This is a genomic window from bacterium (assembly GCA_035703895.1).
In the GTDB taxonomy this organism is placed as follows: domain Bacteria; phylum Sysuimicrobiota; class Sysuimicrobiia; order Sysuimicrobiales; family Segetimicrobiaceae; genus Segetimicrobium.
In genome coordinates, this window is sequence record DASSXJ010000058.1 from 36,143 (window position 1) to 48,584 (window position 12,442).

Here is a 12,442-nt window from a genome sequence, read left to right on the forward strand (position 1 = left end):
TGAGGATGACGCGGCTGAGCTGCCACAGGTTCCGGGCGAACGAGGTGCGGCTCGCCCTGAGCGTCATCGCCTACAATCTCGGGAACCTGTGGCGGCGACTCGCCGTGCCGAAGCGGGTTGACACCTGGTCGCTGACGAGTCTACAGCAACGGTTGATGAAAACGGGTGGCCGTCTCGTGAAACACGCGCGATACTATTGGCTGTTGCTTGCGGAAGGGCACCTGACACGGCGGCTGTTCGGAGCGGTCGTGCAGCGGCTGGCGATGCTGCCGGGGCCCGCCGGGTAGCGGACGGTATCGTTGCAGCCAAAGCGAGCGGCAAGGAGGCCGACAGGAGCGGTGTCTGAGAAATCGGTTGCCAGCGCGACCATGCCAAGGGTTGGGCTCCTCGGAAAGGCCAGATCGAGCGTTTGGGGTCGCAGAGCATACTCTCCACCCGAAGCGGCAGTCAAATTTCTTCCACGGGAGGTGTTCAGGAACCCATAGCGGAAATTCCGATTCAAGTACGAAAATCGAGAGTTCGACCAAACCGGGCAGATCGGTGCTAGCTCGGTGAAACCGTCTGCCGGAAGGGTGGACCCAGAATGTTTCTCCCCCAGATTAAAGGATTGGTCCGCGCCATGTCGGCTCGAGCCCGAGCCAGCGATGTACCCACGTTTGCTATTCCTACCTATGTTGAGATGGTAGAGATGGGGACGGCGCTCAGTCGTTACTGGAGCGATGCATCCAAAGGTTCGCTGAATCTTGTTTTTCACGCGTATGCGCGCGAGGTGGCTCTTCCCCAAACGGCGAGCGTGCTGGCCGGCATGAGCCGCTACGCCATCGCCGACGCGATTATTGCCGCCGCATCTCCAGATATCAGCGCGGGAGATTTCGACATTTTTGTCGGATTCGTGAATACGCCCTGTGGGGGTGGCGCGCAAGGCAACCGGGTCATCGCCGGGATCTACCAAGAGCTCGGACAGCGGGGGTGGGCTTGGTGCAACAAGTGCCAATCCCTGGCGTTCTGGGATCAGAGTAGGCCTCCAGGCTGGTGTGCTGGAGGTAACCGCCATGACCACTCGCAGAGTGGTTCATATGTCGCGCGCTTCGAGCAGCAAGCGCCGGGAGAGACAGGATGGAGATGGTGCTCGAAGTGTGAATGCCTGGCACGTCTCGATGGTCAAACACCAGGCCCCTGCGCCGCAGGGGGCCAACATAATCACGGGGCAAGTGGGGCTTATGTTGTTGCAACAGCAGCGACGCCCGCAACGCAAGACAAGTGGCGGCATTGCACCCGGTGCCATGTCCTTGTCTACGGTGGTGGGCCGACTACTGCACCTTGCCCTGCAGTTGGTCAGCACCAGCTGGTTGGCGACTACTATGTCGGAGTCGATCAACGGCCCTCGCTGGGATTCTTCTCGCATGAGACGGGCCATACTCTCGGTCTCGATCACTCTTTTAACGATAGTCCCCAGCCGCTCGACCCGGGGGACGATAGTCGGCCGGGAGCTTATGGTGATCGGTGGGACATCATGTCTTTTTCGAACACGAACAGCTACCGGTCAGTTCAGTTCGGAAGCTCTGGCCCCATGTTGGCCGCCCCGACCCTATACAAGAACGGATGGATTGACTCCGATCGAGTATGGACGAACAGCCAGGGGCCTGGTGTCACGCAGGTCGAACTCGTGTCGACCTCCGAGGCGATTGCCACTGGCTACCTAACGGCCATCGCTCCGATTCGGAGCCGTGGAACCCTTTACAGCATAGAATATCGAACACCTCAGAACTGGGATCAAGCTATCCCCGGCAACGGTGTCTTGATTCGGGAGCACCGGGCATTACTGGACACGCCGGTCCTCGGACTAGTAGCCCAAAACGCGTGGCGATGGTGCATCCGCTGTAGCAGTCTTGTCTTCCGTGGCAACCGCGCTTGTGGGGCGGGCAACGAACATGTCACCGATGGTTCGCAACTCTCAATCGCGCTCGGGGCGGCGCCGAGCGCACCCAGCCAGTCCGGTTGGCGTTGGTGTTGGCGTTGCCAATCGCTCGTCCAGGAGGAATCGGGCTCGGGGATCTGCGCCGCTGGTGGTAATCACGATACCAGTCTGAGCGGTTCGTACTGGGTTCAATGGTCGGGCGCGAATGATCCCCCCGGGTCGTTGTGGCTTTGGTGTGAGAACTGCAAAGCGCTCTACCACTACGACCCAGTGGGTGGCAAATGCCCGACCGGAAACCAGCATGCCGGCGCACAAAGCGGACACTACCGAGTTTTTTCCGGTGGCGCCGGCACGCAGGGTCAGTGGACAAACTGTCAGCGCTGCCTCGCTGTGTTCTTCGATGGAATCGGCGCCTGTCCCGCTGGAGGAGTACACGATTCCACACAAAGCTCCGATTATTTCCTGGTTCATGACGTTGACTGGGCTCCAGGCCAAACTGGATGGCGGTGGTGCTCCAAGTGTTATGGTGTTGCCTATCTCGATCAAGCGCGGGGCCCTGGTCGGTGCGCGGCGGGTGGCCAGCACGATCACAGCATGAGTGGCGCATACGCCGTTGAGTTTGTGGCCCCACATGCACCCATGATTCCTCAGAACATGATTGATCAAGTCGAGCAAACGGGCTGGTCGTGGTGCTCCAAATGCGAGATGCTCGGTTACCAACCACAGCCGTCGCGCTGCCCCGCCGGTGGGCAGCACGATTTTTCATCTAGTGGTAAGTACCGGATGAGGTATTCTGTTGCTGCCTCCGGCGACCATGGCCTACTCCAACAGACGCGGAGTTGGCAACAAGGCCAGAGCTATACCAGTCCTGACGGAGTGCTCACAGTTGACGTCGTCTCCGTCCTCACCCAGCCATCACGCGCACAAGTGAGACTGACGGTCAAATCCTAGTCTTAGTCTTTCAAAGCCTTCCGTGGTCTATGGTCCGCCGCCGCGCCTCTCTTGGCTGCTGCTGCAGGCTTCGTAGCGAAATGGCTGTTCGATCAAATCAGCGGGCATCTGACCTTATACCAACCCCGCACGAAGGTTCCTGTGCTAGACCGAGCGAGTTGGTATTCTGGAGGTATTCATTTACTCTCGACGGTAAACAAAGTCCTTAGGGACTACACGTAGCCATTGATTGATCCGCGGTGCACCCGCAGTTCCCAGGGATCGCTTGTCCCTTTGCCTTCCGGCAAGGATCGTGGGTATATTGAGTTGAGAGGGTTAGTTGCGGAACGTGAATAAATCCGTCGCTGACTAACGATGCGGCGTGGCCCGAAAAAGATCTCTTGCCAGGCCACCCGGGCGGAGACTGAATCGCCTTTACAAGCGGGTTTGCGCGGTGCCGTTTCCACCACCATTCCGGGCCACGACGAGCTTTTCACCCCACCGTTCCATCCGCGCTCTGCTGGCGTCCAGTTTCTCGTGGAGTGCGCTGCAAGCTGCCTGATCGGCCCGCTCGCTTCGAGCACGCAGGCGCTCGTAGGTGCGCTCTGACATGTCAGGCGGCTTCCCGGGAAACTCCTCCAGCAGACTGCCCGTGCCACCGAGACGCACGCGCAGGCGCTTCGCCTTGAGAATCTTCCGGCCTGTCCGAGTCTCGTTCTCCATCTGGTAGGCGAGATTGCCGCACTGCCGACAGAAGAACCCGTCCCCGGCGTCATAGAGAACGCCCACCCTCCGACCGCAACCTGGGCATAGAAACCACGGACGTTCCCCGCCGAAGTGGGATGGTGTCCACTCGAGTTCCACCGTCTGCATCCCGCCCCTGCCGCGCCGGGTCGACAGGGTCGCCGTCGTGCGGCCGGCTTCGGCCCACGCCCGCGCCTCCACCCGGTCACACTGCTCCACTGTGTGACGTTTGAGCGCGAGCCGCGGTGTTGTCGCCCAAATCATCTACAATCCGCGTCGCTCGCGACTACCTGCGGGAGGGGCGCCGGTGGTTGGAGCAGGCCTCGCGCTGAGCCCGGATGGCCCGCCGCGGCCCTGCGCCAAGGCGCTGGTGGGCGCCGGCACCCTTGCCGGGACGCTGGGCGACTACCCGGCAGCCCGGGGGTTCTTGCAAAACGCGTTGAAGCTCGCCGTCGGGGACCCGGTCACGACGACTCGTGCCCTCACCCGGCTTGGCATGGTCGCCATGTTCGCGGATGACATTTCGGGGGCAAGGGCGCTGCAGGAGCGGAGCCTCGCCCTTTGCCGAGAAATCCAGGATCTCCGGTGGCAGGCTCTAACGCTGTTCCTGTTGGGGTTGGCGCGCATGCTTCTTGGAGATCTCGACCGGGCCGAGGCCACCCTCACAGAAAGCCTGGACCTCTGCCGCACCGTGGGAAACGGCGCCTGACGGTGGTCGCCATGAGTTATCTCGTCCGAGTCAAGCTGAAGCGGCGGGATAATGCAGGGGCCGCCGTGCTGGCGGCCGCGGCGCTGACGTCCGCACGAGAAACAGGCCAGTCGCGCCCCTTATGGGGGGCGGTGGCGACCGCCGCGTTATTCAGCCCGCACCGAGGTGACCTCGACCGCGCCGTCCGCCTGTTGGCCGCGGTGGACGCGGGAGCGAGTGGACGGGTGACGCCTTTGTCTTTGGGCCCGCGGTTCAAGAGGCCCGAGAGGAGATCACCGCCCGCGCACGTCAGCAGATGGGGGACTCGGCGTACCGCACGGCCGTCGCGGAGGGGCGGGCGCTGTCGGCGGACGAGGCGGTCGACCTCGCGCAAGCTGCGCTCGAGCCGCTCACGCGCACCGGGCCGGATCGGGCCGCCGCGACCGGCGAGGCGCGGTCGCCCGCGTTCCTCAGCGACCGCGAGCAAACCGTCCTGCGACTCATCGAGGGGCTGCCCAACAAGCAGATCGCCACCGCGCTGAGCATCGGCGAACGCACGGTGAAATCGCACGTCGCCTCGGCGATGAACAAACTGGGCGTCGACAACCGCGCGCACGCTGCGGTCGTGGCGATCCAGCGCGGGCTGCTCTAAGATCCCGCCCCCAACGATACCGCAGGCTGCTCCGGCGCTCCAATCGTGATGGCTAAGCCATAGGCACGGTTTTTCAGGCGCGGGTTCGATTCCCGCCGCCTCCACCACCCTCACCTGGCGAGTAATCCGCAAGATCATGGCCGAATCCGTGTGGTTGCCGTCGGTGCTCTGTAGCGTATCGTGGACGGCACCGGATCCTGTGTATTCGCGCACCCGCCTTGCCGTTCAAGGTGAGGTGGGCGAACTCACGCTCACTATCGATGACGCGGGCCGTCTCAAAATGATCAACCAGCCGCGCTGGGGCAACCCCAAAGGTGCAGCGTTCCACTGCGTGGACTTCGGTTGGTGTTATGGAGGAGGAGCGTACGTTTGGAGGTTATACTGTTCCGAGCCGCCTGCGAATCGGTTACTATGTCGGCACAGACAGGTTTGTGCTGGACGGCGAGTTCTTCCGTGCCGCAATTGACGAGGCGGCGTATCGGTAACGCTCTGTGGCGGCGCGGTGGAGGATTGGATTCCGCCGGTGGTCATGGAGGCTCTCCGGTAGTGGTGGTGGCGTATCTCGTAGATCTCTTTTGAATCAGGTCTCGAACCGATAGCCTGTGTCTAGGCAGCTGTGTATCCTTGTCCCAAGGCTGTGTGCCTTTGCGGTGTGATTCGACCGCTACAGCAAGAGAGAAACGCGGCAGTTAGGTGGAGGAACGGCGATGGCAGCGCAGCGCCGGCGTTTGGCCGTTGGAGACCCAAGAGCGGTGGAGGTTCTCGACAGGAAGATCCAACACGAAGGCCCGGGACGAGATCGCGTGGCGGCGGCTCCTGCATGGAGCGGCCGCAGCCCGGCAGAGGCACCGGCAGGTTCGGAGCCGCGCCGACCTGGGGTTCTACCATGGGCTCCTGACGGGATACGCCGTAGCGCTCAAGACGCTCGAGGGCAAAGTCGGACAGAGCCGCCGCTAACGACCTCGATTGGGTGGCTGCAGGAACGACGAAAGGGAGGGGCGAGTATGAAGAACGGAGAACAAAGCCCCACGCTGGGAGAGCCGGTGCCGCCACGCAGCCCCATGCCCGTGTGACACGTTGGAGGTGACTGATGGACAAGGATGAGTTCGCACGGCAGTGGCCCGTCATTCGCGCTCGCGCGAAAGCCCGCTGGAGCAAGCTGACCGATCGCGATCTCGAGGCCGTGCGGGGAAACCCCGAGTTGCTGATTGGGATTATCCAGGAGAAATACGACGAAGCTCGCCAGGCCATCGAAATCGAGGTCAAATCGCTCCTCCAGCCCAAGGCGCCCACCCAGTAAAGCATGCGCGTGAGGTCCAACTTCCGCGGACACCGCTCTCGACAATCGAGCCCGAAGGAGGGCGAAAATGGCGACGACCAAGCAGCTGGAGAAATATCGTCGCATGGTCGAGGAGGCCGTGGCAGCCATCGGCCGTGACGATATTGGAGTGAACGTGGGGGACGAGGGTGGAGGCATGCTTGCAGTCACCTTCTCTCGAGGATCGCGCGAACACATCGCGCACGTCCCCGCTGCAGAACTCGAGGACCGTGAGCGCGGTCATATCGCCGTAAACACGGCCCTTTTGGCTTTCAGCAAGCGGATCGCTCAGGATGCGTTGACCAAAGGCTCGCCCTGAGCACGCGCGGCCGCGCGCTCCCACGCGGAGATGTTTCACGATCCGTAGACGGTGATGTTCGAGCCCGAGTGGCCTGGGTTTCGCCCTGGACCTCGGGTCTATCTTGATCGGGGTAGGGGACGCCGGAAGATGGAGCGGCCGTTACGACTCGGTCAAACCTTTCTGAATCGCGTACCTGACGAGCATGGTGCGGTCGTGAAGTTTGAGCTTCTCCATGATGTGCGGCCGGTGCGTCTGGAGGATTTTCACGCTGATGTATAGCTTTTGGGCGATGTCCTGGTTTGTCGCGCCCTCGGCCACCAGAGTGAGGATCTCATTCTCCCGCTCAGTGAGGCCGTCGTAGGTCTCGCGCCCCTCGCCGGTCTCCAAGCGCCTCAGGTAGTCGCCACGACGGCCGCAGGCATGGCCAAGTCCTGGGCCAAGGTTGCTGACGGGGTATGCCGTGGTGTTGATCTCGCAGCTCAGGCCGAGGGTGAATCGAGGCTGGCGCGGTTCTTACGATACCGCTCCTGGAACGCCTGCTCCCAGAGGTTGCCCGTCCACATCACGATCGCGTCCTGGCGGTTGTCACTGTAGTACCCTTTCCGGATGGCGATGTCCTTGAACCCGTACTTCCTGTAGAGGCTGTGGGCCCCCAGATTCGACTTGCGGACCTCCAGCGCGACCCGCCGCGCCTGCCGCCGCATCGCTTCATCGATGAGCGCGGCGAGAAGGCGCTCGCCGATCCGCCGCCGGCGGTGCAGAGGGTCGACGGCGATCGTGGTGACGTGCGCCTCATCGAGGAACACCCTCATCCCGGCGTATCCGACGATCCGGTGGAACTCCCGCGCCACCAAGTAGCAGGCCTGGCGGTTGTTTTTGAGTTCGTGCATGTAGGCGGCCCGGGCCCAGGGCGTTGGGAAGGACATCTGCTCGATCTCGAGCACGCTGCTGACGTCCTCGAGCCGCATGATCTTGATGGTGATGTGATCGGTGATGACCATCTTACCTCTGGTTTCCGCCTGGATTATGGACTCCTGCGCTGGGCCAAGCGACCGGGCGCCGAACACAGACCCGGAGCAGCGCGGCGAGGTCTGTTCGCTTGCTGTGCATGAGACGCATGGGCGCCACAGAACCGATTGGGGCTGCGCGCCGATGGAGATGCATCCCGCCGACGAAGCGCTGCGTTAGGCCTCGTCGGGTGCTTCTGCCGAACCCCACCGTACTCATGCAGCCGCCGCGGGCGTCTGCGAGGCGAATGATCGGGTGGAAATCAGGGCGTCGAGATCGTCGCCCGTGAGCGATTCGCGCTCCAGGAGCGCTTTGGCGATGCGGTCGAGGACCTCTTGGTGGTCGGTCAGCACTTGCCGCGCGCGGCTGTAGCACTCATCGATGATCCGGCGGACTTCCTTGTCGATCTCGTAGGCGATCTCATCCGAGTAGTTCCGGCTTTCCACGAGATCCCGTCCCAGAAACACCGGCCCGTGCTTGGTGCCGAGCGTCAGGGGCCCGAGCTTATCCGACATCCCGAACTCGGTCACCATCTTGCGGGCCAGTTCGGTGGCTTTCTCGAAGTCGTTGGCCGCGCCGGTCGTGATCTCCCCGAAGACGATCTCCTCGGCCACCCGGCCGCCCAAGATCGCCGTGATGTTCGCCAGAATCTCGCTCCGCGTGATGGTGTACTTGTCCTCCTGCGGAAGCGGGAGCGTGTAGCCGAGCGCCATGCCGCGAGGTAGAATCGTGACCTTGTGGGGCGGGTTCGCCTGCGGCAGCAGCTTGCCCAACAGCGCGTGCCCGCCCTCGTGGAACGCGGTCAACTCTCGCTCTTTGGGGGACAGGATCCGGCTCTTTCGCTGCGGACCCGCGATCACCCGCTCGATCGCTTCGTCAAACTCGGACATGCCGACCCGCTTCTTTCCCCGCCGGGCCGCCAGCAACGCCGCCTCGTTCACCATGTTCGCCAGATCGGCCCCGCTGAATCCAGGCGTGCGCTTGGCCAGAACGTCCAGGTTGGCATCGTCGCCGATCGGCTTGCCGCGCACATGCACATCCAGGATGGCGCGCCGCCCCTTCGTGTCCGGGTTGTCCACGACGATGCGGCGGTCGAACCGACCGGGACGCAGCAGAGCCGGGTCGAGGATGTCCGGCCGGTTGGTGGCGGCGATGACGATGATCCCAGAGTTGGGATCGAACCCGTCCATCTCCACCAGCAACTGGTTCAGCGTCTGCTCCCGTTCGTCGTGCCCGCCGCCCAATCCGGCGCCGCGCTGCCGTCCCACCGCGTCGATCTCGTCGATGAACACGAGACAGGGCGCGCTCTTCTTTGCCTGGTCGAAGAGATCTCGAACCCGGCTCGCCCCGACGCCGACGAACATCTCCACAAACTCGCTGCCGGAGATCGAGAAGAACGGCACCCACGCCTCACCCGCGATCGCCTTGGCCAGAAGTGTCTTGCCGCTGCCTGGCGGGCCGACCAGCAGCACCCCGCGAGGAATCTTGGCGCCGAGCGCCTGAAACTTATTGGGGTGGCGAAGAAACTCGATGATCTCCTCGAGCTCCTCCTTGGCTTCATCCACCCCGGCGACATCGCCGAAAGTGACCCCGACCGTCGATCCTACAAAGAGACGCGCTCGGCTCCTGCCGAATCTCAGGGCCGGATGCTCGCCTTGTTGCCGCGGCTGGCGGGGCCACAGGAGGAGCATGAACAGAACGGGCAGCGCGAATGGGAGCAACGACGACAGCGTGACGCGCGGCTGCGGCCTGACGTCGACGGTCACGTCCTTGTCCTTGAACAGCCCCGGGTAAATGGGATCGCCGCTAGGGAGATAGGTGAGAAAGCGGCGGCCATCGGGTAGTATCCCGCTGGCGGTATCGTTCTGGAGCGTGACCGACGCGATCGCCCCTTGGCGTACTAGGTCCAGGAACTCGGTGTAGGAAATGGCAGTCGGCGGCTGACCGGACTCGTGCACAATGATCGCCAGTGCGGCGGCTGCGATAATCAGCGTGCCGATGATCTCTACAACCCGTCGCGGTCCCGGGTTCATCCTCCGATCATGCCCCCACGCGCGCAAGGTCGATGACGACCCTGCCGCCATCGGCGGCGTGAACGATCTCGAGACCTCGCTCCTTTAGAGCGTTAACCAGACTTGTGAGCGGGATCGCCCGCCCGACGCGCATCACTACTTCAAACCGCCCTTGCTCGGCGGAATAGGTGGACACGCTATATAGCGGAAGCCCGAGGGTGAAGAAGACTGCCGTGATGTTGGGCAGGGCGGCTGCGCCATCGTCGACATCCAAGGTGAGTCGGTACGAGGGCCACCGAACTCCCAGCAGCTCAATGAACGCATCGAAGATATCGCTCTCGGTGACGATCCCCACCAGGACCCCGTTCTTTACTACGGGCAGCCCACCGATTTTGCGCCGGCGCATGCAGACGGCGGCCTCTTCTAGCGGGGTTTCGGGGCTTACGGTCTCGGGAGACGGCGTCATTACCTCGTGCACCTGCGCGTCTTGCATGAGCGCGGGGATCTCCAACCGCCTCAAGAACGTGGCCGGCGGAGGTTGGGCGCGCATCAGGTCGGTCAAAGTGACGATCCCCACGAGACGGCCCTGCTGGAGCACCGGCAGGCTGCGAATGTGCCGGCTGCGTATCAACATCAGGGCGCGCTCCAATGGTGTGTCGGGAGAGACGGTACAGACGCTGGTGGTCATCCGGTCGCGAACCAGCATCTCTCCTTCCCCCTTCACGCGCCGACCCAGCGGGGACCGTTGCCCCGCCGCCGCCGCGCCTCTGTTTGGCGGCCCTGGGCTAAAGGGCCTGGGTTCGAGACAAGGATAGCGCTGGCGTCCCCCCGGAAACCATCGGTTCGGGACAGTATTTCAGGCGCCTGACGGATCCGGTTTTGAGGATGCTGGTGCGGGTTGCCCGGCCTGAGGGGGAATCAGGGCGGACGCCCCATTCTGACAACCGCTCTGACGGCCAGCCGAGAATTTGGTAGCGGCCCGATACCTAGGGACGAGCACATTTCACCCCGCGCCGCCAGAGGGCAAGCCTATACTTCTTGACCATGAACCTTCAACCCGTTGTCACTTTAGCTTCCCGAGCGCTCCCCCCGGAGGCTAGTTGCCACGCCCAAGGGGCGGTTACGCTGCTCGCTTCGGCTCGACCTCCCAGTCTATGTTCTCGTCGGCATCCCACCTGGCGGCAATGAGGACGCTCAGGAGCTCGAACGCCCCCAGAACCATGATCAGCCCGATGCTGGCCAGAACCGGCCGGACCCACTCCGCGTCCAACACATGCCCCTCCTCCTTCCTTTACCTCACCTTCCATATTGAGGGTAGGCTTCTGGGTCGGTTTGTGCATCGGGTCACCGCCCGATTTGTCATGCGTGAACAATTGGGGGCATCTCCGGCATTGCCCGGGATCGCCGGGCGCCTGCTGGACTCAGGAAGGCCAGGTCATGGCATCGGGTAGGGGCCCGATGCCAAAGGCCCGACCCGTTCGATCCTAGGGAGCCGAGCTCTGTGGGTCTGCGAGCTAGCGCCGCCGGGCAAACAAGGAGGGTGGCTCGAAGGCGACAATTCGAATGCGGGCATCGACGATGGCGGCTCCATGCTCGTGAACGATGATCGGATTGCAGTCCAGTTCTGCGATCTGAGGAAGGTCCTCGACCATTATGCCGATCCGCAACAACACATCCTCGAGCGCGGCCACGTCGGCTTTCGCCGCACCTCGAAACCCGGTCAACAGCGGGGAGGTCTTGAGTTCCCGAATCATCTCCGAGGCATCTTCCTGCGTGAGAGGGGTCAGGCGCACGGACACATCCCGCAGCAATTCTACGAGGGTGCCACCGGCGCCGCAGGCGACGACCGGACCGAACTGCGCGTCGTGAACGACGCCCGCGATCATTTCGACACCGGAAGCCGCCATCTTCTGCACCAGGAATCCCTCGGGGGGGTGTCCTTTAGACGCCAACGTGGCCGCCATCTGCTCTGCCGCAGTCTGCACCTCTTTCGGCCCATGTAGGTGCAGCCGGACCCCTCCGAACTCGGTCTTATGAACGACCCCCGGGACGACCGCCTTAAGCGCGATATCCCCTCCGATGGCCTGCGCCGCCTTGGCTGCCTCCGCCGGCGTGCGCGCGAGCCTTTGGTCGATGGCAGGAAGTCCGTAACAGACCAGGAGCGCGTGAACCTCTTCCGGTGGCATCCATCCATCGGTCCGGGCGAGCGCCCTCGCGACCACGCGCCCGGCCTCGTCCCGTTGCAGGGCTTCGAACCGGGGGAGCGTCCCCGATGGGCGCGCCCGCCATTCTCCGTACCGGGAGATCCGTGCCAGGGCGATCGCCGCCGACTCGGGGAAGGCGTAAGAGGGAATGCGAACGTCGCCGGTTTTGAGTGCGTCGGGAACCCCTCGGGCCGACATGAAAACCGTCAGGACGGGTTTGCCGCCGCCCAACTCGTGTACGCCTTCGATGATCGCACGCGCGACATCTTCCGCCCGCGTCACAAGCGGCGGGACGAAGATGACGATGAGCGCATCCACGCTTGGGTCGGCGGCCACGGCACGAAGGGCCTCCCGGTAGTGCTCCGCCGGAGCAGACGCGATCATGTCCACCGGGTTGCCGACGCTCGCCTGCGGGGGGAGGAACGTACGCAGCCTGGCTCGGGTATCGTCCGTCAAGAGCGGGATCTCCATGCCTTCGGCCTCGCAGGTATCGGCGCACAGGATCCCCGGGCCGCCCCCATTGGTGATAATGCCGACCCGGCGGCCCTTCGGGGGCGGCTGACTCGCGAGGAGCGAGGCGACGTCGAACAGCTCCTCGAGCGTATCCGTCCGGATGACGCCGGACTGCCGAAATAGCGCGTCCACCGTGACGTCGGAGGCGGCCAGC

13 protein-coding genes are annotated in these 12,442 nt (G+C 63.4%); 6 read left to right on the top strand and 7 right to left on the bottom strand.

The annotated features are described in order from the left end of the window. Positions 1-5 precede the first annotated feature (5 nt). Positions 6-287 (top strand): transposase, encoded by a 282-nt coding sequence (locus tag VFP86_04265; protein ID HET8998838.1) that lies wholly within the window; start codon positions 6-8, stop codon positions 285-287. Positions 288-3,283: 2,996 nt separating this feature from the next. On the opposite strand, the gene VFP86_04270 is transcribed toward VFP86_04265, so the two are convergent. After that, positions 3,284-3,637 (bottom strand): hypothetical protein, encoded by a 354-nt coding sequence (locus VFP86_04270; protein HET8998839.1) that lies wholly within the window; start codon positions 3,635-3,637, stop codon positions 3,284-3,286. A 262-nt stretch (positions 3,638-3,899) separates the two neighbouring features. On the opposite strand from VFP86_04270, the gene VFP86_04275 reads away from it, so the two are divergent. From VFP86_04275 to VFP86_04295, 5 genes are all read left to right on the top strand, one after another. After that, the gene (locus VFP86_04275) at positions 3,900-4,301 is read left to right on the top strand and encodes a tetratricopeptide repeat protein (protein HET8998840.1); all 402 of its coding nucleotides are present in this window, start codon (positions 3,900-3,902) and stop codon (positions 4,299-4,301) included. A gap of 295 nt (positions 4,302-4,596) precedes the next feature. After that, positions 4,597-4,932, top strand: a complete 336-nt coding sequence (locus VFP86_04280) for a LuxR C-terminal-related transcriptional regulator (protein HET8998841.1) — start codon at positions 4,597-4,599, stop codon at positions 4,930-4,932. Between the two features lie 693 nt (positions 4,933-5,625). Beyond that, the gene (locus VFP86_04285; protein HET8998842.1) at positions 5,626-5,889 is read left to right on the top strand and encodes a hypothetical protein; all 264 of its coding nucleotides are present in this window, start codon (positions 5,626-5,628) and stop codon (positions 5,887-5,889) included. A 133-nt stretch (positions 5,890-6,022) separates the two neighbouring features. Then, positions 6,023-6,232: a CsbD family protein gene (locus tag VFP86_04290; protein ID HET8998843.1), complete on the top strand. Its 210-nt coding sequence runs from the start codon at positions 6,023-6,025 to the stop codon at positions 6,230-6,232. Between the two features lie 67 nt (positions 6,233-6,299). Next, positions 6,300-6,569: a hypothetical protein gene (locus VFP86_04295; protein HET8998844.1), complete on the top strand. Its 270-nt coding sequence runs from the start codon at positions 6,300-6,302 to the stop codon at positions 6,567-6,569. 141 nt (positions 6,570-6,710) lie between these two features. Here the strand turns inward: VFP86_04295 and VFP86_04300 are convergent, their stop codons facing one another. The 6 genes from VFP86_04300 to VFP86_04325 form a co-directional block, all read right to left on the bottom strand. Continuing rightward, entirely contained in the window at positions 6,711-6,938 is a 228-nt protein-coding gene (locus tag VFP86_04300; GenBank protein ID HET8998845.1) for a LuxR C-terminal-related transcriptional regulator, read from the bottom strand. A 92-nt stretch (positions 6,939-7,030) separates the two neighbouring features. Next, positions 7,031-7,552 (bottom strand): ribosomal protein S18-alanine N-acetyltransferase, encoded by a 522-nt coding sequence (gene rimI, locus VFP86_04305; protein ID HET8998846.1) that lies wholly within the window; start codon positions 7,550-7,552, stop codon positions 7,031-7,033. A gap of 222 nt (positions 7,553-7,774) precedes the next feature. Further along, entirely contained in the window at positions 7,775-9,592 is a 1,818-nt protein-coding gene (ftsH, locus tag VFP86_04310) for an ATP-dependent zinc metalloprotease FtsH (protein ID HET8998847.1), read from the bottom strand. A gap of 7 nt (positions 9,593-9,599) precedes the next feature. Further along, positions 9,600-10,277, bottom strand: coding sequence for a CBS domain-containing protein (locus VFP86_04315; protein ID HET8998848.1), 678 nt, complete (start codon positions 10,275-10,277; stop codon positions 9,600-9,602). Positions 10,278-10,691: 414 nt separating this feature from the next. Continuing rightward, positions 10,692-10,841, bottom strand: coding sequence for a hypothetical protein (locus tag VFP86_04320; protein ID HET8998849.1), 150 nt, complete (start codon positions 10,839-10,841; stop codon positions 10,692-10,694). Positions 10,842-11,085: 244 nt separating this feature from the next. Then, a partial coding sequence (locus tag VFP86_04325; GenBank protein HET8998850.1) for an acetate--CoA ligase family protein occupies positions 11,086-12,442 on the bottom strand: 1,357 nt, incomplete at its 5' end.